Consider the following 22832-nt stretch of genomic DNA (forward strand, 5'->3'; position numbering starts at 1 on the left):
AAGCTATTTAAGTATCAACATTAAGTATTGGGTTTTAAACACCTGGGTTGCGTATACTCAGTTCCATTTTTACATTTCCTATTAAACTAGGGAAGTCTTAATAATGGATTCTTGCTACTTGATACTAACCATCAACGACAATGAGTATTAGAGAAGAACTAGAAAAACGTATTTTGGTAATCGATGGTGCAATGGGCACCATGATTCAGCGATATACTTTAACGGAAGAAGATTTTAGGGGCGAACGATTTAAGGATCATCCTTGCGATGTAAAAGGAAATAATGATTTGCTTAACATCACCCGTCCTGACATTATAAAAGCCATCCATTTAGAATACTTAAAATGCGGTGCTGATATTATAGAAACAAATACCTTCAGTACACAGCGGATTTCCATGGCCGATTATCAAATGGAAGATCTTTCTTATGAACTTAGCTTTGAAGGGGCACGTATAGCCAAAGCTGCTGCTAGCGAGTTTATGGCAGCCAACCCAGATCGCAAATGCTTTGTAGCGGGTGCTGTTGGCCCAACCAATCGTACGCTTTCCATGTCGCCAAACGTAAACGATCCAGGTTACCGGGCAGTTTATTTTGATGAATTAGAAGCAGCTTACTACGAACAGGTTAGGGGTTTGGTAGATGGCGGGTCAGACGTGTTGCTTATAGAAACCATTTTCGATACTTTAAACGCAAAAGTGGCTATTGTTGCCATTAAAAAATACGAAGAAGTTATTGGTCGGAAACTGGAAATTATGATTTCCGGAACCATAACTGACGCATCTGGCAGAACCTTATCTGGCCAAACCGCCGAGGCCTTTTTGAACTCGGTAATACATGCCAAACCCCTAAGTATCGGGTTTAATTGCGCTTTGGGTGCTAAGGAAATGCGCCCACATATTGAAGAACTGGCTGCAAAAGCAGGTTGTTACATTTCAGCTTACCCTAATGCAGGTTTACCTAACGAATTTGGCGCATACGATGAGCAACCCCATGAAACTGCACATTTAGTCGATGATTTTATCGCATCAGGTTTCGTTAATATTGTTGGGGGTTGTTGTGGTACTACACCAGAACACATTGGTTGCATTGCTGCAAATGCCCGCAAAGCTGTCCCAAGGAAGATTCCCAGCATTGCACCACATATGCGCTTGAGTGGTCTGGAGCCCGTTACCATTACACCCGAAAGCATCTTTGTAAATGTTGGTGAAAGAACCAACATTACCGGTTCACCAAAATTTTCGAAACTTATTTTAGGTGGCGATTACGAGGCTGCCTTAGCCGTTGCGTTGCAACAGGTAGAAGGTGGAGCACAGATAATCGATGTAAATATGGATGAAGGTATGCTTGATTCGGAGGCGGCAATGACCAAATTCTTAAACCTTATTGCATCCGAACCTGACATTGCAAAGCTACCTATCATGGTCGATTCTTCGAAATGGTCGGTGATAGAATGTGGCTTGAAATGTTTGCAAGGAAAGGGAATTGTAAATTCTATTTCCCTTAAAGAAGGTGAAGATAAATTTCGCGAAAGCGCCCGGAAAATTATGCAATATGGTGCTGCAGTTGTGGTAATGGCTTTTGATGAACAGGGCCAGGCAGATAACTATGAGCGAAGAATAGAAATTTGCAAAAGGAGCTATGATATTCTTGTAAACGAAATCGGCTTCCCGGCGCAAGACATTATTTTTGACCCAAATATTTTAACCGTGGCAACCGGTTTAGAAGAGCATAACAATTATGCTGTAGATTTTATAAATGCCACAAGGTGGATTAAACAAAACCTTCCACATGCCAAGGTAAGCGGTGGGGTATCTAACATTTCCTTCTCATTTAGGGGAAACAACGTAGTTCGCGAAGCCATGCACTCGGCATTTCTCTACCATGCTATCCAGGCAGGTTTAGATATGGGAATCGTAAATGCCGGTATGCTCGAGGTGTACCAGGAAATTCCACCTGAACTTTTAGAACGTGTAGAAGATGTATTACTAAACCGTAGAGATGACGCAACCGAGCGATTGGTAGAATATGCCGAAACCGTAAAATCAAAAGGCAAGGAAATTGTGAAAGATGAGGAATGGAGAAAAGGTACGGTTGAAGAAAGGCTTTCTCATTCTTTAGTTAAAGGAATAGTAGAGTATTTAGATGATGATGTTGAAGAAGCCCGACAAAGATACACACGACCTATCCAGGTGATAGAAGGCCCGTTAATGGATGGTATGAACATCGTAGGCGATTTATTTGGAGCCGGAAAAATGTTCCTGCCCCAGGTAGTTAAATCGGCACGGGTAATGAAAAAAGCGGTAGCTTACCTCCTGCCTTTTATTGAGCAGGAAAAATTAGACAATCCTGATCAGGACCAGAATTCTTCAGCTGGAAAAGTATTGATGGCTACTGTTAAAGGCGATGTACATGATATTGGGAAGAATATTGTTGGTGTAGTTTTGGCTTGCAATAACTTCGAAGTGGTAGACATGGGGGTAATGGTTCCTGCACAGGATATCATTAAAAAAGCAAAAGAAATTAATGCTGATATTATTGGATTAAGTGGTCTGATTACTCCTTCGCTGGATGAAATGGTTCACTTTGCGAAGGAAATGGAGCGTGAGGGTTTTACCATCCCATTAATTTTAGGTGGTGCTACTACTTCCAGAATTCATGCTGCAGTAAAAGTTGCACCAAATTATTCTGGCCCGGCCATCCATGTTTTAGATGCATCGCGAAGCGTAACCGTTTGCAGCACGCTGATGAATTCGGAAACGAAAGGCGCATACATTGATGGCATTCGGGAAGAATACGATAAAGCACGGGAAGCGCACCTGAATAAACGTTCAGATAAGCGTTTCAAATCTTTGGAGGAAGCCAGGGCAAATCAATTTAAAATAGACTTTAAAAGCGACCTTCCGATACCAGCGTTTACTGGCACACGCGTATTCGACAATTACCCGCTTGAAGAACTGGTACCTTACATTGACTGGACACCATTTTTTCATACATGGGAACTTCGAGGCAGCTACCCCAAAATATTCGACGATAAAGTTGTTGGCACCGAAGCAAAAAAACTTTTCGATGATGCACAGACGCTATTGAAAAGAATTTTAGATGAAAAATTGCTTACCGCAAAAGGAGTCATCGGTTTTTGGCCGGCAAATGCTGTGGGAGACGATATTGTGTTGAGCTCAACTGACGCTAACACTCCTCTGTTTAAAGAAAACGAAACAGTTACCATTCATACCTTACGCCAACAAGCCGAGAAGGTAGATGGGCAACCGTATTATGCATTGTCAGATTTTATCGCACCGAAAGAAACAGGCATTCAGGACTATTTCGGGGGTTTCGCCGTAACCACAGGTATCGGCATCGACGAGCTAGTGGCTGAATTCGAATCTAACCATGACGACTACAATAGCATTATGGCTAAAGCACTTGCCGATCGTTTGGCAGAGGCTTTTGCAGAACGCATGCACGAGCGTGTTCGCAAAGAGTACTGGGGATACGCGAAAGATGAAAATTTAAGTAATCAGGAATTAATTAAGGAAGAGTATGCAGGTATTCGTCCGGCACCTGGCTACCCTGCCTGCCCCGAACATACAGAAAAAGGCACCCTATTTGCACTCTTAGATGCCGAAAAAGAAATTGGATTACGGCTAACCGAGAGCTATGCCATGTACCCGACAGCTGCTGTTAGTGGGTTTTACTTTGCTCATCCAGAGTCGAGGTATTTTGGATTGGGAAAAATTACAAAAGATCAAATTGAAGATTATGCGCAGCGCAAAAACATGTCGATTGATGAGGTGGAACGTTGGCTGAGCCCGAATTTGGCTTACTAAACCCGCTTGAGAATTCTAGTGGATAAAATTTATTACCAGATTAACTTTAAAAGCCCCTTTGAGGGTTTAGAATATGAAGATTACAGAACACATTAACAATGCCAAGGGCAAAACCTTGTTTTCTTTCGAGTTACTACCACCAATTAAAGGACAAAGCATTCAATGGATTTACGATGCGATAGATCCGCTTTTAGAATTTAATCCACCATTTATAGATGTGACATCGCTCCGTGAAGATTATATTTACAAAGAGCAGGAAAACGGGCTGTTACAGAAAGTATCTTACCGTAAGCGCCCGGGAACCATTGCCATATGTGCGGCAATCATCCACAAGTATAAGATTGACGCTGTTCCGCATTTAATTTGTGGTGGTTTTACCAAAGAAGAAACCGAAAATGCACTGATTGACCTGCAATTCTTAGGCATTGATAATGTATTGGCCCTACGCGGAGACGCCCGTGCAGCTGATAATGCTTTTGTGCCTACCAAAGGTGGCCATGCTTATGCAACTGATCTTATTGAGCATATTAAAAATCATAATGAAGGAAAATTTCTCCATGAAGATGTTGAGACCTTCAAAAGCGATTTTTGCATCGGCGTGGCCGGATATCCGGAAAAACATTTTGAAGCACCAAACTTAAACGCCGACTTCAAGTTCTTAAAGAAAAAGGTAGATATGGGTGCCGAGTTTATCGTAACGCAAATGTTTTTCGATAACCAGAGGTATTTTGATTTTGTAAACAAATGCAGGGAGAATGATATCAATGTGCCAATAATACCTGGCTTAAAGCCAATTAGCACATTAACGCAATTAAACATTCTCCCTAAAATATTCCATATTGATTTGCCCGAAGATTTGACAGACGCGTTATCGCATGCAAAAAATAATGCAGAAGCTAAAGAAATCGGCACCGATGCGATGATTAAACAATGTAAAGAACTGATAGATTTTGGCGTACCAGTTTTACATTTTTACACCATGGGCCGGCCGGAACAAACTAAGCAAATTGCAAGGGCTATCTTTTAATTTCCCTTATTGATATTATCCCTTGGAAAAATTCTTCCCATATTTTTTACTAAGATTTAATTTTCTAAGAACATTACGTTTCAATTACCTATTTTAACTGGTACAACTTATATTTGTACCAATGAAGTTTGAGCCACTTAAATATGTGCTGCTGTTTTTCCTAACTTTTGCAATTTTGTTCAAGGTAGGCCAGGCTATGTCGTATTTAAAATCTTCAACCGAAATAGTCGCGAATAACGCTGCTGGAGATGATGCTCCAGAAAAAGAGGAGAAAAAGGCTGAAACAGAATTCCTATTTGCAGCTTATTTACCCACTACAGTTGCTGGCATTTATAAATCTTTAGCACAGAAGATAATCACACCTGATCAATCTTACCTGATGCGCCATTTCCTTGAGGTTCTAACCCCTCCTCCATCCGTTTAAATGCTCTAATAAACATTTTATGCTTCGCCAATTCATGGTGATGGCACTTAATTTTCTTAACATTTTAGATCAAAATAACTATGAAACGAGCAATTTCATTCTCATTTGCGGCAATTTTAATGACCGTATCATCGCAGATTCATGCGCAAGAAGTAGCGCAAAAAAACATTAAACCCGTTAGCAATGCTTTGCAAATGCTAGCCAAATTAGAACCTGTTACCTTTAGTTACGATGAAGCCTGGGCACAAAAACTTAGACTGCCCTTAACAACCCAATATGGCTTTGTGGGTGTTGACGCTAAATCAGCCCTACCTGATTTAGTAACTGTCAGGGCTAAAAATTATGGTGTCGGTAAAAACGCCTCTCGCTCGGCTACATTAACAAAAGTAGATTACGAAAGTCTAATCCCGTTGTTAGTGGGAAGTATCAAAGAGCAGCAACAACAGATTGATGCACTAAAGCGGGAATTGAATATGCTAAAAGGGCAAAACGCGAAATAACACAATAAAGGCTGCTTCTAAAATATAGAAACAGCCTTTCATTTTATTTACTCAATAGATATTGCTTAAATCCTTCGAAATCGGTACCTAACACATCTGCGTATTTAACCTTGGTTTCTAGCTGCATAACCTGATATGGGACTTCAATTTTTGCTGCAATTTCTGCGGGAAAAATATCTGGAAACTTGCAAGCATGTGCGGTTGATAAGAACACAGCAGTGCTGTGATCTGCGGGATTTTCTTTCCTAAACTGTGCAATGGCCAGGTAGGCAATTGCGGTATGCGGACAAGCCACATAACCGAATGCACTATATATGTTCTTGATTCCCTCGAGCGTTTCTTCATCGTCAAAACGGTAAGCGGTTACCATTTCCTTTACCATGGTTACATCGTTTTCAAACAAATCCATGATACGTACCCAATTGCTGGGAGCACCTACATCCATGGCGTTGGCGTAAGTTTGTGTAGAGGGTCGGGTTTCGTAAACACCGCTGTTTAAAAAACGTGGCACAGTATCGTTGATATTGGTTGCAGCAATGAACTGTTTTACTGGGAGGCCCATCTTATAAGCAAGTAATCCTGCACCTATGTTACCAAAATTACCACTTGGCACTGAGAAAATTACCTCGTTATTGCCCTGTCTTTTTAATTGTGCGTAAGTATTGAAGTAGTAGAATGTTTGGGGAATTAACCGGGAGATATTGATTGAATTGGCTGAAGTGAGGCGAAACTTACTATTCAGTTCTTCATCGGCAAATGCCTGTTTCACCAAAGCCTGGCAATCGTCGAAAGTTCCATCTACCTCTATTGCTCTAATGTTCTCGCCATTGGTGGTTAGCTGCAGCTCTTGGATTAAACTAACTTTTCCCTTTGGATAAAGGATAGTTACCCGCGTGTTGGGCACCCCTAGGAAACCCAAGGCAACTGCGCCACCGGTATCGCCAGAGGTTGCAACCAACACATCTAACAACTGCTCTCCATCTTGAAGGAAATAGGCCATTACCCGGCTCATAAAGCGAGCACCAAAATCTTTGAAAGCCAGGGAAGGACCATGAAAAAGCTCTAGAACGAAGGTTGCTTTATCAATTTTTACCACAGGCGCTTCGAAATTAATCGCATCATCGATAATCGCTTTCAAATCCTTTGCCGGAATTTCATCTTTTAACAAAGTGGCTGCCACTTTGTAAGCTATTTCCGGCAAGCTGTATTGCTCAATATTTGCTATAAAATCGTTATCTAACTTTGGAATGTCTACGGGCATATACAAGCCTTTATCTTGCGGCATGCTATTAAATACGGCATCTTTGAAAGAAACCTGTAAGTTTTTATTGTTAGTAGAATATAGTTTCATTATGAGGTTCGTGGTTCTGTGCAGTCAAGCGAAATTTCTTGCATGACTTGCATTTTTAGCTTAAATATTTAGTGATATGTGTTGATCAAAAAAATTAAATCACTCGTGGTCCTTCGGCATTAACAGCAGAAACGTAAGACTTACTATTGATATTAATCTTGTGCAAATGCTGTTGCTGGGATTTCGTTATTTTCCTGGCGGTTTCCTCGTCTTTAGCCAATGCAAAAACAGAGGGGCCAGACCCGGAAATACCAAAACCGATGGCACCGTTTTCCATGGCAATGTTTCTCATTTCTTCAAACCCGGGAATTAAAATAGAGCGGGTCGGCTCTACCAAAACATCTTGCATGCTGCGGCCTATCAAATCAAAATCATTCATAAAAAGCCCACTTACTAAACCGCCTACATTTCCCCATTGGGTTACGGCATCTTTCAACAATACCTTACTTCTAATCATTTGCCGGGCATCTTTTGTGGGCACATCTACCTCCGGGTAAACAATTGCTGCATACATACCCGAAGGGGTAGGCAGAGAAATTACATCCAACGGATCGTAGCTTCTAACTAAAACAAATCCCCCTAAAATTGCTGGCGCTACATTATCAGCATGGCCATAACCACAGGCCAGTTCTTCGCCTTTCATGGCAAAAGGCACCAATTCTTTAGGGCTTAATAAATCGCCCATTAATTTATTAATAGCAAATAAGCCGGCAACTGTACTTGCAGCGCTAGAGCCTAGACCGCTACCAATAGGCATTTTTTTATGTAAGGTAATCTCAACGCCAATATCGGTTCTGTTAATGTGCTGCAAGTAATGCTGCACGCTTGCACTTACTGTATTTTTTCCTGCGTCTAAAGGTAGTTTGCCACCATCGCCTGTAATGTTCTTTACCACCACGCCCGGCGTTTTAGTGATACGCATCTCTACTTCATCTCCTGGTTCGTTAACGGCAAAGCCCAAAACATCAAACCCACAAACTACATTGGCAACGGTTGCCGGGGCAAAAACACGAATAAAATCTTTGTCACTAACGGCGTTCGTGACACTTTTGGCGGGTGCAGCTAGATCATCAAGTTCCGCACCACTATTTGAAATGTTTGACATGCTTTATATCTTTTTATTTCCAAGGTTAGCGCCTTGGGTCTAGGTATTGTTTTTATTCAAAACTGAACTTAAACAGCCCATACAAAGGCTGCATTTTCCAAGTACAGTGTTTAGTAATTTTACTTAGTTACGGATGCTGACCTACATTGATGATATCTGCAAAAACCCCTGCCGCAGTAACTTCGGCGCCGGCACCTGGCCCCTTCACTACCAGTGGCCGCGATTTGTAACGATCTGTTGTAAACGAGATAATGTTATCACTACCTGAAAGCATGTAGAACGGATGACTATCATCAACCATCTGCAAGCTAATTTCCACATTGCCGTCTTCGAGTTTACCGATGTAGCGCAACACCTTACCATCATTTGCGGCCTTGTTTTTCAGGTCTTCGAAGTAAGCTGCATTTTTTTGCAACTCAGCGTAGAAGTCATCTACAGAAGTAGCATTTAAACATGCTTCCGGTAAGATATTATCAATTTTCACATCTTCTGCTTCCAGCGGATAACCCGCATCTCTCGCAAGAATCAACATCTTACGCATAAAATCTTTTCCATTCAAATCATCGCGTGGGTCTGGCTCTGTATAACCAAGTTCCTGGGCCTCCTTCACTGTTTCATAGAAACCGGCATCTCCTTTGAAATTGTTAAAAATATAGGAAATGGTTCCAGATAATATCGCTTCGATCCGAGCTACTTTATCTCCGCTCATCATCAATTCCCTAAGCGTACGTATAATAGGCAAACCCGCACCCACGTTGGTTTCGTAATAAAAATCTACGCCAAATTTCCGGGCGGTATCCTTGAAAGATTTGTATTGGGCAAAATCGGCAGAATTTCCTTTTTTATTACAGGTAACAACCGAAATGCTACTCTCGAAAATTCCCTGGTAAAATGCAATAGGCGTTTCGGCAGCTGTGTTATCTACGAATACACAGTTTGGTAAGTTTAGCGATTTCATACGGGCAACAAAACCAGCTAAATTTGCCGTTTCGCCATTGGCATCTAAAGTATGTCCCCAATCTTCAAGCGATAAGCCATCAACATCGAAAACCATTTTACGGGTATTGCTAATGCCCGCAACCTTCACTTGCAAATCGTTATTGGCTGCCAAAAAAGGCATTTGTTCTTTAAGCTGGTTAAACAACGTTTTGCCAATATTACCAGTGCCCAGGCAAAAGATATTTAGCGTACGCTTTAGATCCGTGAAAAAAGCATCGTGTACAGCATTTACTGCCTTCGATAAATCTAGTGCACTAATAATCACCGAGATATTGTACTCTGATGAACCTTGTGCAATAGCCCTTACATTTATGCCATTTCTACCCAAGGCATTAAATAACCTTCCGCTCATTCCGGGTGTGCGTTTCATGTTTTCGCCAACAATGGCCAACACTGCCAAATTGTTTTCAACCTCTGGTAGGGCCAATTTGTTGGCATCAAGTTCAAGCTCGAATTCTTTTTTGATAAGGGCAATGGCCTGACCGGCATCAGTAGGTTTAACCGCAAAGGTAATGCTATGCTCTGACGATGATTGGGTAATAAGTACCACATTGATTTGTTCGCGGGAAAGTAATGAGAACAACCTACCACTGAACCCAGCTTTACCCACCATCCCGCTGCCAGTTAGGTTGATAATACTAATCTGGTCGATAGAGGAAATCCCCTTAATCGGCAGCGTAGATGTTTTCACATCGCTTTTTATGTATGTGCCTGCAAAGTCTGGCTGGAAAGTATTTTTAATTACGATAGGAATTTTCTTCATAAAAGCCGGAATCATTGTTGGCGGGTAAATTACCTTTGCACCAAAATAACTCAATTCCATAGCTTCGGTGTAGCTTAATTCCGGGAGCGAAAACGCTTTCTTAACTATCCGGGGGTCGGCGGTCATCATTCCGTTTACATCCGTCCAGATTTCTATCTCCTCGGCATGTAAGGCCGCCCCCCAAACTGCTGCCGTATAATCTGAACCACCTCTACCTAAAGTAGTTACCCTGCCCGCCGCATTGCTTGCAATAAAACCAGTAACAAATAACACTTTATCTTTATTGGCACCGTAAAATTCGTTAATCAACATTTCTGTTAATTCGGTATCAACCTTGGCCTGCCCAAAATTACTGTCTGTCTTTATAAATTCTGAGCCGTTTACATACATCGCATCAGCAAACTGCTGGGCGGCGATGTGTGCAATCATGAATGTAGAACAGCGTTCGCCATAGCTTAAAATCTGATCTTTAGTTTGCAGGCTTAGCTCCTTTAGGTTCGAGACTGCTTGTAACAAGTCTTCGAGCTCATTAAAGAAAATTTTCAACCTTGTAAACACTGGGTTTTGCGCTGCCGCCGGCAATAGCGAACGGATAACTGCAAAGTGCTTGGCCTCAATTTCTTTAAGGCCGGTGTCGAAATCTTGACCCCTTTCGGCCTTCTCGGCCATCTCAGTAAGCAAGTTGGTTACACCACTCATTGCCGATAATACAACTACCGGCTTATTCTGTTGTTTTTCTTGGGCTACAATGCTCAGTAGCGTTTTAATGTTCTCGGCCGAACCTACGGATGTGCCGCCGAATTTAAGTACTTTCATCAGTTTATTGGTTTTAACTAAGTTTTCAAGGCTATTTGCACCTTGGTGGTTCCTTTTAGTTTGGTTTAAAAAAAAAGCGCCCCGATTTGTGTCGGGACGCTTTCTATGTTTTTATGTAATTCAATTTACAACAAATTAGCCCCGCTGGTTTATACCGGTGGTAATAATAATCGTTGTAATAATTGAGGTATTAAAAATCATTTCTCTTGGTGTATTTTGTACACCGTAAAGTAGCAGATAATTTTTCATAATTGCAAACATTATTTATTTTTTCTTATAAATATTTTAATAAAACATTTAAACAGATGAAATGAAGACATTTTCTGAACTGAAAACCCATACGGATAATATTATTTTATTGAAGGAAAAAAGATAGATGATACCATCATTCCCATTTATAGAAAAGGTACTTTAGTAATGCTTCGCCTACCGCAGCCCCGCCATCTACTACAATCTTTTTGTGTTCTTATGCCAGGTAAACAGTGGCAATGTAGTAGGCAAGCAAATGCTTTTTCTCTTGGTCGTTGCAACAAAAAGTATTTTCGTGCCTGTCTGGTTTAATTTAATTTAGGCAGTTATACTATTGGCGTAGCAAACTCGCTTGGCAACGTAAATGTCTGCGAAGATGTGCAGGTGCTATCGCCTCACGCCAATATAAATTTCAACTTCAGCATCTGCGCCCATTTGCGATTGGCGTCCGTATACCTCAAAATCTGCCTGGTAGGTGCGGTAAAGTGCAATATCATTTCTCCAAATTTCTTGCCATGTAGCAACCACAGCACCAGGAATTTCGCCCTTAGCAGTAAACCTGATCAACTTTTCGTTTACGATTACTCTACCCACAAACCCTTCAGGAATTTCGCTTAGTGTACTTACTGAATGCCCGATAATGGCTGTATAGCTACCGTTATAATCGCTTTCGTAATCGGTATAAATGGCATAAATATCGTTGCTTAACCTGTTCGGTATCTGGCTAGAGATGCCCTCATTCAAAAACCGTTCCCATAACAAGCTTAAATCTGTAGCGGCTTGGTTGTTTTGATTGGTGGTTTCTATGGCAATACCAATTACCTTAAAGTGTTCCATTGAGATCGTTTTCTCGAAGATATTGTTTTCCCGCCAATTTTGAGGGATATTTCGTTACAGACTTCCTTTAGTAGCGAATAAGAAAATATATTTAACATTTCTAGATGGACAAGGCAGCAACTAAGCAAAATTTGCATTTTTAATATTAGCAGTTTTGCCACCATGTAGGCACCAGGCATTTCTAAACAACTGAACGGCAATGGAAGTGAAACGTTACCAGCGCAAGTTTATAAACCTGATTGCCGCAGCATCCTTTTGGTGTGATAGAGGAAAGAGCCGCGGGAGCCAAAAGATAGCGCAAAAAGCAGGGCTGGTGTTACCAATTGTTCAGTAACTTGGTTTTTCAAATTCAAGGGATAACTAAATCGCTATTTCTTATAAATGATAGTTACTTTTGTGCTAAAATTGTTAGCTTTAAATTATCCCTCCAAAAGAAAAGCAAAAAAATTTTATTACCAATGCCACAACAAGAAGAAACTTCAAGGGCTGCAGAAATTGCGGCTAAGTTTGTTAATTATACCTCGAAACATGTTTTCTTAACGGGAAAAGCCGGAACAGGTAAAACCACCTTTTTGCGAAAGCTGATTCATCTTACACATAAAAAAGCTATCATTTGCGCACCTACCGGCATTGCCGCCATTAACGCTGCAGGGGTTACCATTCATTCGCTTTTTCAGCTTCCTTTTGGTGCCTTTTTTCCGGATATGGCTGCCAGCATGGGTCAACAGAATATTAATTTTAATTTCAATACGCCCAGAACGATTGTAAAACACCTAAACATGCAAAGCAACAAGCGGCGATTGTTACAGGAGTTGGAACTACTGGTAATTGATGAGGTGAGTATGCTTCGAGCCGACATGCTCGATGCCATTGACTTTTCGCTGCGTTACATTCGCAGAAATAGAAATGTGCCTTTCGGTGGGGTTCAACTCTTATTTATAGGCGATTTACACCAGTTGCCGCCAGTAGTTAAAAATGATGAGTGGCGAGTGATGGCTGGATTTTACAAGAGTATTTATTTTTTTGATGCCTTGGCGCTTAGGCTAAACCCACCGATCTATATCGAACTTGATAAAATTTACCGCCAGGATGATGCGACTTTTATTAATTTATTAAACAACCTACGTAACAATCAAATTAATGCGGATGATACGACACTTTTAAGATCGCATTATCAACAGGATTTTAAGCCCACGGCCGACGAAAATTACATTACGCTTACTACGCACAACAACAAGGCTGATACCATAAACCGAGAACGATTAACCCAGTTAAATGGCAAATCGTACTTTTTCGAGGCTAAAACCACGGGAGAGTTTAATGAATATGCTTACCCAAACGATAAGCGTTTGGAGCTTAAAGTTGGGGCGCAAATTATGTTTATAAAAAACGATATGAGCGCCGAAAAACGGTATTATAATGGTAAAATAGGAGTAATACATCATATTGAGAAAGATACCATTGAAGTTGAATTACCAGAAGAAAAGAAGGTAATTGAGCTTTCGCCGTATACGTGGGAAAATGTGAAATACAAGCTTAACGAGGCCACAAACGAAATTGATGAAACCGTAGCCGGATCTTTTATACAGTATCCGATTAAACTGGCCTGGGCGATTACTGTACATAAAAGTCAGGGTTTAACTTTTGATAAGGCCATTATCGATATCGGCGATGCTTTTGCCCCAGGGCAGGCTTATGTGGCACTATCGCGACTCCGCTCGCTAAATGGCTTGGTTCTGACTTCGCACTTACGGGAAAGTGGGCTGCAGCTCGATCAGAATATCCATTATTTTGCTAAAACAAAACAGTCTGCTGAGGTTTTACATGACCAAATTAGTGTGGAGAGCTACGATTTTATAAAGACATATTTAATCGCTGCTTTCGATTTGAACCTAACACGATATTATCTTAAAGAGCATGTAGAAACGTTCGACAAAAGCGAGGCGAAATCTACCAAACAACGTTATGACGGATGGACAATGCAGCTGTATAAAGACTTTCAGCAAATTGCTGCTACGGCAGATACTTTTGTAAATCAGCTTAAGAACATGTTTGCTGATAGAAACGAACACACGCTGTCTAATATTTCTAAGCGGGTTGGCGCAGCGCTGAAATATTTTAATCCATTAATTAAAGAAATTTCTGACAGGCTGCTGGCTCAAATCGAAGCTATAAAAGAGGAGAAAGGTGTAAAGACTTACCTCACCGAATTGCTCGAGCTGGAGATACTGGTTTATGAGCAGTTAAAGAAAATACACAAAAGCAAAGCACTTTTGCTGGCCATAATAGATGGCAAGGAGTTTAGTAAAGCAGATACCGAAGCGTTGTTGAATACTGCCGAAAGGAATGAGCAGCTACAAAAAGCGCTACAATTGAAAGGTGCTACCTTGAAGGTAAAAAGTGCAACGGAGAAAAAGAAAAAAGAGCCGAAAGTTGATACAAAGCTGGTAAGTTTTGAGCTGTACGAACAGGGAAAAACAGTCGCTGAAATAGCGAAAGAACGTGGTTTTTCAGTGGCTACAATTGAAGGTCATTTGGCTTATTATGTTGCAAACCAGCAGTTGGATGTTAGCAAACTGGTTAAACCAAATAAGATTAGAAACATTAGCGATGCTATTGAAAGCTTAAAGACAAAATCAATGTCGAACATTAGAGATTTTTTGGGTAAGGATTATTCTTTCGGTGAGATTAAACTGGTGCTGGCATCGTTGTTTCCGTCTGAAGAATAGGGCTTTAGATTAATTTCATTAACTTTTAGGAAGTGAGAGCTTGGTGTCGATGAAGACTCTTTCGATCTAATTATGTTGCGTTAATTAGGTTTTGTGGCTATTGTTATATACAATATTTTTCAACCATATACGACATGTAAGAACATATGAGCTTAGTGTCGATGAAAGCTCTGTCGATGTCATTATGTTGCGTTGATTGGGATTTGTATATTGTTATGTGCAATATTTTTGAATCATATAAGACATGCAAGAACATATATGAGCTTAGTGTCGATGAATGCTCTGTCGATATCATTATGTTGCGTTGATTGGGATTTGTGGATTGTTATGCGCAATATTTTTGAACCATATAAGACATATAAGAACATATGAGCTTGGTGTCGATGAAAGCTCTGTCGATCTAATTATGTTGCGTTGATTGGGATTTGTGTATTGTTATGTGCAATATTTTTGAACCATATACGACATGTAAGAACATATGAGCTTAGTGTCGATGAAAGCTCTTTCGATCTAATCATGTTGCGTTAATAAGGATTTGTGGCTATTGTTATGTACAATATTTTTGAACCATATAAGACATATAAGGACATATGAGCTTAGTGTCGATGAATGGCGTTGATTGGGATTTGTGGATTGTTATGCGCAATATTTTTGAACCATATACGACATGTAAGAACATATGAGCTTGGTGTCGATGAAAGCTCTGTCGATATAATTATGTTGCGTTGATTGGGATTTGTGGATTGTTATGTGCAATATTTTTGAACCATATACGACATGTAAGAACATATGAGCTTAGTGTCGATGAAAGCTCTGTCGATCTAATCATGTTGCGTTGATTGGGATTTGTGGATTGTTATGCGCAATATTTTTGAACCATATAAGACATATAAGAACATATGAGCTTGGTGTCGATGAAAGCTCTGTCGATACAATTATGTTGCGTTGATTGGGATTTGTGGATTGTTATGTGCAATATTTTTGAACCATATACGACATGTAAGAACATATGAGCTTAGTGTCGATGAAGACTTTGATGGCCTATTGTGTCAATAAAGTATGCTTTTAAAAATAGATCTTTTAATTATAAATATAATATTGTATGAGCTTGATGAATAAGGAGGCACTGAAAAATCTAGTGTATAAAATCAATGGGGCCGCAATTGAAGTTCATAAAGCCCTCGGTCCTGGGCTTTTGGAAAGCGTTTATCAGAAATGCTTGAATCATGAATTAACATTAATAGGATTGAACTATAAATCTGAAATGTTATTAACTATTGAGTACAAAGGCATGGAGGTCCACACGGAATTGCGTTGCGATCTATTTGTAGAGGACAGCATCGTTGTCGAACTAAAATCGGTGGAAAAAGTATTGCCGATACATGAGGCCCAAATTCTTACTTATATGAAAATGCTTGAGGTACCTATGGGACTGATTATTAACTTTAATTGTATAAATATATTTTCGGGAGGACAAAAAACTTATGTCAATGACTTATATAGATTGCTTCCATAAAATATTTCGATTTAGACTTATATGTTCTTATATGTCTTACATGGTGAAAATAGAAAACATATCCATGAGCCATAGCCTTATATGTACTATACTGTAAAAAAATAAACTTATCCACCAGCGATAGACTTATATGTTCTTATATGTCTTACATGGTGAAAATAGAAAACTTATCCGTGAGCCCTAGACTGATAAGTCTTACACGATAAAATAAAAAACTTATCCATGAGCCCTAGACTGATAAGTCTTACACGGTAAAATGAAAAACTTATCAATGAGCCATAGACTGATAAGTCTTACACGATAAAATAAAAAACTTATCAAAGAGCCATAGACTTATATTTACTATACTGTAAAAAAATAAACTTATCCATGAGCGATAGACTTATATGTTCTTATATGTCTTACATGGTGAAAGTAAAAAACTTGTCAATGAGCCCTAGACTTATATGTACTATACAGTTAAAAAAAATAAACTTATCCACGAGCGATAGATTTATATGTTCTTACATGGTGAAAGAAGAAGCTTATTAACTATGTAACTAGGCAAATCTGATTTTTAGAGTCTGAACTAAATACATTCCAAAGGGGATAGAAACTTCGACTTGAGGAAGTCATATACAAAAACCATATGATCGAGTGAGTGAGACTTATCTGTTTGATATCTTCAAAATACTTACCTTTGAGGTTGAATGGAAAAAGTTGATGTTTTAGCGCAATACCTGCCCACGAAAGCCGCTCCATTGATTGCAAGGTGGATAGACTATTTTCAGTGCGAATTTAAAATTTCCAAAACACGCACGACCAAATTGGGCGATTACCGCCATCCCTATGGTGGTAAAGGACATCGCATCTCGGTAAATTTCAATCTGAATCAATTTGCATTCTTAGTTACAACCGTGCACGAATTTGCACACTTACTGACTTGGAACGACTTTAAAAACAAAGTTAAACCGCATGGTGCAGAGTGGAAAAAGAACTTCCAACGGATGATGATACCTTTTTTTGAAATGAATATCTTCCCAGATGATATCCATCGGGCGATAGACAACTATATGGCCAACCCGGCAGCTTCCAGTTGCGCTGATTTAGGTTTATCAAGAGCATTAAAAAAATACGACAGCAACCGGGCAGAAACGCTACACCTGGAGCAGTTGCCACTAAATACCAAGTTTAAAATACCAGATGGACGCCAGTTTACCAAAGGCGAACGTATAAGAAAACGCTACCGTTGTGTATGTTTAAACGATAAGCGAATCTATCTGTTCAACCCGCTTGCTACTGTTTTCCCTGTCGACTGATTAACCCCAAACTGAGCTCTTTAACCACCCTGACTCCTGCAAAAACTAGACACAAAAATTTTTGCTAAATAAACGCAAACTCTTCCCCATCAAACAAACCTTTATCGCTCAGCTTTAATTTTGGGATAACCAGTAAAGCCATGAAAGAGAGGGTCATAAAAGGGGCAACAAGCGTTGAGCCTAAGGTTTTGGCAAAACGATCTATCGAAGTATAGCTTTCGGCCACTTTATATCCATCTTTATTGCTCATAAGGCCTGCAACGGGCAAAGGCAAAACTTCAGTGTACCCCTTACCAACTCCAGCAACACCACCACGTTCTATAATAACCGCATTTACTGCCGCACAGATGTTTTCATCATCAACACCGACAGCAATGATATTATGGCTATCGTGTGCAACACTCGATGCTATTGCACCAGCTTTTAGTCCGAAGTTTTTAACAAAAGAAGTGGCAATAGGCGCATCATGGTAACGGTTAACGACCACTATCTTCAGGATATCATTCTCGACATCACTTATTACGTTACCTTCCACGACCTTTGGATGTGCACTTATCTTATTAGTAATTAATTGTCCGTCCAAAGCTTCTATAACGGGTATTTGCTGCTGGTTTTGAAATGGAAAAATAAAATCCTCAACCTGTTTTAAACTGCAATTAAATTGGTTGACCAGATCGTCATCATCTGTAGTTGGGTTAGTCCATTCACCGACTGCTTTCCCTTCATTAGCTACCAATAAGCCATTTATGTAAGTTTGCCGAACCTTAAAATCCTTTAAATTATCAATGATGATAAAATCGGCAAAATCGCCCACGGTTAATCGACCTACATCTAATTTGTAATGGTTAATGGGATTGAGACATGCTGCTTGTAATACTTTAAAAATATCAATCCCTTTAGCTACTGCCCTAGCGCAAATGTGGTTTATATGGTTTTCTACCAAGCTATCGGGATGCTTATCATCGCTACAAAACATCATCATATGAGGCCAGTCATGTAAAAGATCAATCAGCGCTTCAAAGTTTTTAGCAGCACTGCCCTCGCGAATAAGGATTTTCATTCCCTTTTGGAGCTTATCAAGTGCTTCATCAGCAGTAAAACATTCATGATCGGTTGAAATTCCGGCGTCGATATATTGTTGGGCAATATCTCCACGCAAACCTGGCGCATGCCCATCTACTGGCTTACCTAAACGGTGTGCAGCAGCAATCTTTTTCATTACTTCCTCATCCTGTTGCAATACACCGGGGAAGTTCATCATCTCGCTAAGGTATTTTATTTCAGGACGTTCCAATAGGAAGGTTACCTCTTGGTGGTTGAGTTCGGCGCCTGCAGTTTCAAAAGTTGTGGCAGGAACACAACTTGGCGCCCCAAAATTAAATTTGAAGGGAACTGAATTGCCATTGTTAATCATGAACAATACTCCCTCCATACCACATACATTGGCAATCTCATGTGGGTCGCTAACGGTAGCAACCGTTCCATGAACCACCGCTAGTTTCGCAAACTCGCTCGGAATGAGCATGCTACTCTCGATATGCACATGGCTATCAATAAATCCTGGAAGGATAAAACCGAGCGTTCCTTTAGCGTCTGAGATCCTATTAATGGACTTTATCCGCTTTGCTTCAACCTCCAGTTCTCCGTAAAAAATTTGCTTATTAATGATATCAACAATGTTTCCTTCGATCTTAAAACTACTCATGCCTGGTCGTATTTTGGTTGGACGCTTATTTCTTTTGAATTGATACCCTTAACTAACACAATACTTTAATAATTTCACCTAATTACGGCGATGTTGGGCTAATTAATTAATATTCTAATAACTTATTAATGGAGGTGGCCAATCTTGATTTAGCCAGGAAATCATCTTCCAGTGCCTTATTCATGGGGATGGCGGTATCTAAACTGGCGCAACGCATTATCGGCGCATCCAGGTATTGGAAACAGTGCTCGGCAATCCAGGCGGCTATTTCAGCGCCAAAACCGCTAGTCAAAGTATCCTCATGCAAGATCAATACACGCCCTGTCTTTTTAACTATCGTGGCCACAGTTTCTTTATCCCAGGGCTGTAGTGTTCTTAAATCTATCAATGTAGCTCCGCATTCGGGATGGGTATTAATATAATCCAATGCCCAATGTACCCCTAAGCCATAAGTAACGATAGCAAAAGTGCCCCCCTTGGCCAATACTCCCGCCTTTCCTATATCTGTAGTATAACAGCCCTCTGGAACCGGAGCCGTTAAACTTCGATATAGATATTTGTGTTCGAAATAAAGGACGGGGTTTGGATCTTCTATAGCAGCAAGCAATAAACCCTTAGCATCTTGGGGAAAAGCAGGGTAAACTATTTTCAATCCTGGCGTTTTGGTGAACCAGGCTTCGTTACTCTGAGAATGAAAGGGTCCTGCACCCGTACCTGCCCCAGTAGGCATGCGCACAACAACATCTGCTTTTTCGCCCCAGCGATAATATGTTTTAGCTAGATTATTTACAATTTGATTGAAACCAACCGTTACAAAATCTGCAAATTGCATTTCTACAACTGCTTTATAGCCATTGATGGATAAACCCAAACCAGCACCAACTATAGCCGATTCGCAAATAGGTGTGTTCCTTACCCTACCTTTACCATATTTTGCTGTAAAGCCATCAGTAATTTTAAAAGCACCCCCATAATCTGCAATGTCTTGCCCCATTAATACGAGGTTAGGGTATTTTTGCATGGCTACATCAAGTCCATCACTGATAGCGTCTATGAATCTTTTTTCGGTATTCGATGATTGAGGATGGATAACCTCTTGCTGGTAAGGAAAATACATATCTGCCTCTTCCTGGATTGCATTTGGTATGGGTTCTGCCTCATTAAAGGCTTCTTCAATTTCCAAACCAATATCTTTTTTGGTTTGCGTTTTAATGTCGACAATCAGTTCCGGTGTTAAAACATTCTCTTCAATCAGGTATCTTTCAAAGTTATCTAACGGATCTTTTTGCGCCCATTCATCCAATAATTCTTGTGAAACGTATTTTGTACCCGAAGCTTCTTCATGTCCACGCATTCTAAAGGTGATGCATTCTACTAGCACCGGACGAGGGTTTTGTCGAATATCTTTAGCGATTCTATTGATGGTATCGTAAACTTCCAGCACATTATTACCATCAACTTGTACCCCTTCTATGCCATATCCAATCGCCTTATCTACCAGGTTACGGCATTTAAATTGTTCGGAAATAGGTGTAGAAAGGCCATAACCATTGTTTTCGATGAGAAAAATAACAGGAAGATTCCAAACAGCGGCTACGTTAATGGCTTCATGGAAATCGCCTTCACTTGTAGCTCCTTCTCCGGTATATACCAGCGTGGCATGCCGACGTTGAGCTAGTGTATCGGCCAATGCTATCCCATCGGCCAGCGCCATTTGCGGACCAAGATGGGAAATCATGCCAATAATTTTAAACTCTTGAGTACCGAAGTGAAAAGAGCGGTCTCTCCCCTTCGTAAACCCAGAAAGCTTACCCTGCCATTGCGCCATGAGTTTTTTCAAAGGAATATCTCGCGTGGTAAACACACCTAAATTGCGGTGCATTGGTAAGATATATTCTTCTTGTAGCATGGCTAGCGTAGAACCAACAGCAATGGCTTCTTGCCCTATTCCAGAAAACCATTTGCCAATTCTACCCTGACGTAAAAGTTTGAGCATTTTCTCTTCAACCAAGCGTGGGTAAAGCAAGCGCTTGTAGAGCTTAAGCAGAAAATTGTCGTCTTTGTTACCGCGATTAAATTGCATAAAATTGGCTCAAAATTGATTTATTTTCTTTTGGATAAAACCTGAAAAGGTATGACTTTGTAAACCCTTAATTACCTAACAGCACGTTTAAAGAAATGAATTACCAAAAGAAAATTGAGAGTGATGAAGATACTGCGTTATTCAATTTTTTTCTTCTGCAGCTCTTCCCATTGTTTGGCGAAAGATTTATCCGCAACCTTTGGCATTTCGCGGTACTTTCCCCAACTTTTCTTGAAGAATGTTTTGAGCATGAAATTCTTAAATTTCCCGCCGAAAAAGTCCATCCATTTCCGCCTTTGCATCATGCTGTTAAACATACCCCAGCCTATTTCCTCTACCTTGCCATTTTCATGTGCTGCAGCCGCATCTCGGCGGTTAAGCAATAACATTTTATGAATATCAATCTTCACCGGACAAACTTCAGAACACTTTCCACAAAGACTCGATGCATAGCTTAAGTGCTTAAATTCTTCCATTCCTTTCAAGTGCGGTGTAATTACTGAGCCAATTGGTCCGCTGTAAGTGGTATTATAAGTATGTCCTCCAATATTTTTATAAACAGGACAGGCATTTAAACAAGCACCACAACGAATGCAATAAAGGCCCTGGCGCTGTTCTTTTTGCGCCAAGAGATTAGTGCGACCGTTATCTAGAAGGATTACGTACATTTCTTCTGGTCCGTCAGTTTCATTTGCCTGGCGTGGCCCGCTTAAAATACTGTTGTAAACGGTTAGGTTTTGGCCGGTTCCATGAGAGGCCAGCAAGGGCCAGAACAAATCTAAATCTGCCATAGATGGAATAACTTTCTCGATTCCAACAATGGCGATATGTATTTTTGGAAATGTAGTACTTAACCGAGCATTTCCTTCATTTTCTGTTAGTGCAATGCTCCCTGTATCAGCAATTAGAAAATTTCCTCCGCTAATGCCTACATCGGCTTTAAGGTATTTATCGCGAAGAAGTTCTCTTGCTTTTTGAACCAACTGCGGAGGAGTTGCATCCACTGGTGTTCCAAATTTTTCGTGGAAGAGTTTAGCAATATCCGTTGCACTTAAATGCATGGCCGGGGTAACAATGTGGTAAGGCGCCTGACCAAGCAACTGAACTATGTATTCGCCCAAGTCGCTTTCCAAAGACTCAATTTGATTTTGTTCAAGAAACTCATTCAAATGAATTTCTTCGGTCGTCATTGATTTAGATTTGATGACCGTTTTGGCATTGTTACGTTTGATGATGTTGAGGATTTCTTGCTGTGCCTCCTCGGCGTCGTTTGCCCAAATTACTTTTCCGCCCCTGCGTTGAAAATTTGCCTCAAATTCAGGAAGAAATTTATCTAAATTTTCCATCACACGCCACTTAACAACATGTGCCTTTTTTTTAGATGCCTCGAGGTTTTCGAACTTAGATAATCCTCTTGCTACAGCAACATCATATTTACCAATATTGTAATTTATGGTTTTACGATGCGGTAAATCGAAAGCTCTTTCATCAGATTTTTCTAAAAATTCCTCGGCAGTCTTCATCATATTTCAAAGATATGAATTTCTATTGCCGACAAAAGTAATGTGCATAAAAAAGCCTCCCATATTAATTTGGGAGGCTT

At 40.3% G+C, this 22832-nt stretch carries 14 protein-coding genes; 7 read left to right on the forward strand and 7 right to left on the reverse strand.

Annotated elements, in window-relative coordinates:
* Window positions 1-140: 140 nt before the first annotated feature.
* From metH to OQ268_RS02320, 4 genes are all read left to right on the forward strand, one after another.
* Window positions 141-3827, forward strand: coding sequence for a methionine synthase (metH, locus tag OQ268_RS02305; RefSeq protein ID WP_265854444.1), 3687 nt, complete (start codon window positions 141-143; stop codon window positions 3825-3827).
* A 73-nt stretch (window positions 3828-3900) separates the two neighbouring features.
* Window positions 3901-4854, forward strand: a complete 954-nt coding sequence (metF, locus tag OQ268_RS02310) for a methylenetetrahydrofolate reductase [NAD(P)H] (protein WP_265854445.1) — start codon at window positions 3901-3903, stop codon at window positions 4852-4854.
* 121 nt (window positions 4855-4975) lie between these two features.
* Window positions 4976-5278, forward strand: coding sequence for a hypothetical protein (locus tag OQ268_RS02315; RefSeq protein ID WP_265854446.1), 303 nt, complete (start codon window positions 4976-4978; stop codon window positions 5276-5278).
* Between the two features lie 80 nt (window positions 5279-5358).
* Entirely contained in the window at window positions 5359-5778 is a 420-nt protein-coding gene (locus tag OQ268_RS02320) for a tail fiber domain-containing protein (RefSeq protein WP_265854447.1), read from the forward strand.
* A 43-nt stretch (window positions 5779-5821) separates the two neighbouring features.
* Here OQ268_RS02320 and thrC read toward each other — a convergent pair whose 3' ends face one another.
* From thrC to OQ268_RS02340, 4 genes are all read right to left on the reverse strand, one after another.
* Window positions 5822-7129: a threonine synthase gene (gene thrC / locus OQ268_RS02325; RefSeq protein WP_265854448.1), complete on the reverse strand. Its 1308-nt coding sequence runs from the start codon at window positions 7127-7129 to the stop codon at window positions 5822-5824.
* A 94-nt stretch (window positions 7130-7223) separates the two neighbouring features.
* Window positions 7224-8234, reverse strand: coding sequence for a homoserine kinase (locus OQ268_RS02330; RefSeq protein WP_265854449.1), 1011 nt, complete (start codon window positions 8232-8234; stop codon window positions 7224-7226).
* A 127-nt stretch (window positions 8235-8361) separates the two neighbouring features.
* Window positions 8362-10812: a bifunctional aspartate kinase/homoserine dehydrogenase I gene (gene thrA, locus OQ268_RS02335; protein WP_265854450.1), complete on the reverse strand. Its 2451-nt coding sequence runs from the start codon at window positions 10810-10812 to the stop codon at window positions 8362-8364.
* Window positions 10813-11448: 636 nt separating this feature from the next.
* Window positions 11449-11898 (reverse strand): GyrI-like domain-containing protein, encoded by a 450-nt coding sequence (locus tag OQ268_RS02340; RefSeq protein WP_265854451.1) that lies wholly within the window; start codon window positions 11896-11898, stop codon window positions 11449-11451.
* A 458-nt stretch (window positions 11899-12356) separates the two neighbouring features.
* Between OQ268_RS02340 and OQ268_RS02345 the strand changes: the two genes are divergently transcribed.
* From OQ268_RS02345 to OQ268_RS02355, 3 genes are all read left to right on the forward strand, one after another.
* Complete coding sequence (locus tag OQ268_RS02345) at window positions 12357-14627, forward strand: helix-turn-helix domain-containing protein (protein WP_265854452.1); 2271 nt, start codon at window positions 12357-12359, stop codon at window positions 14625-14627.
* A gap of 1102 nt (window positions 14628-15729) precedes the next feature.
* The gene (locus OQ268_RS02350) at window positions 15730-16143 is read left to right on the forward strand and encodes a GxxExxY protein (protein ID WP_265854453.1); all 414 of its coding nucleotides are present in this window, start codon (window positions 15730-15732) and stop codon (window positions 16141-16143) included.
* Window positions 16144-16832: 689 nt separating this feature from the next.
* On the forward strand, window positions 16833-17441 hold the full coding sequence (locus OQ268_RS02355; RefSeq protein WP_265854454.1) for a SprT-like domain-containing protein: 609 nt from the start codon (window positions 16833-16835) through the stop codon (window positions 17439-17441).
* A 64-nt stretch (window positions 17442-17505) separates the two neighbouring features.
* On the opposite strand, the gene ade is transcribed toward OQ268_RS02355, so the two are convergent.
* The 3 genes from ade to OQ268_RS02370 all read right to left on the reverse strand — a co-directional run bounded on the left by ade (window position 17506) and on the right by OQ268_RS02370 (window position 22755).
* On the reverse strand, window positions 17506-19146 hold the full coding sequence (gene ade / locus OQ268_RS02360) for an adenine deaminase (protein ID WP_265854455.1): 1641 nt from the start codon (window positions 19144-19146) through the stop codon (window positions 17506-17508).
* A gap of 106 nt (window positions 19147-19252) precedes the next feature.
* Window positions 19253-21229, reverse strand: a complete 1977-nt coding sequence (locus OQ268_RS02365; RefSeq protein ID WP_265854456.1) for an alpha-ketoacid dehydrogenase subunit alpha/beta — start codon at window positions 21227-21229, stop codon at window positions 19253-19255.
* A 137-nt stretch (window positions 21230-21366) separates the two neighbouring features.
* Entirely contained in the window at window positions 21367-22755 is a 1389-nt protein-coding gene (locus OQ268_RS02370; protein WP_265854457.1) for a LutB/LldF family L-lactate oxidation iron-sulfur protein, read from the reverse strand.
* Between the last annotated feature and the right edge of the window lie 77 nt (window positions 22756-22832).

Origin of the sequence: Pedobacter sandarakinus, assembly GCF_026240095.1 — a bacterium.
Classification (GTDB): domain Bacteria; phylum Bacteroidota; class Bacteroidia; order Sphingobacteriales; family Sphingobacteriaceae; genus Pedobacter; species Pedobacter sandarakinus.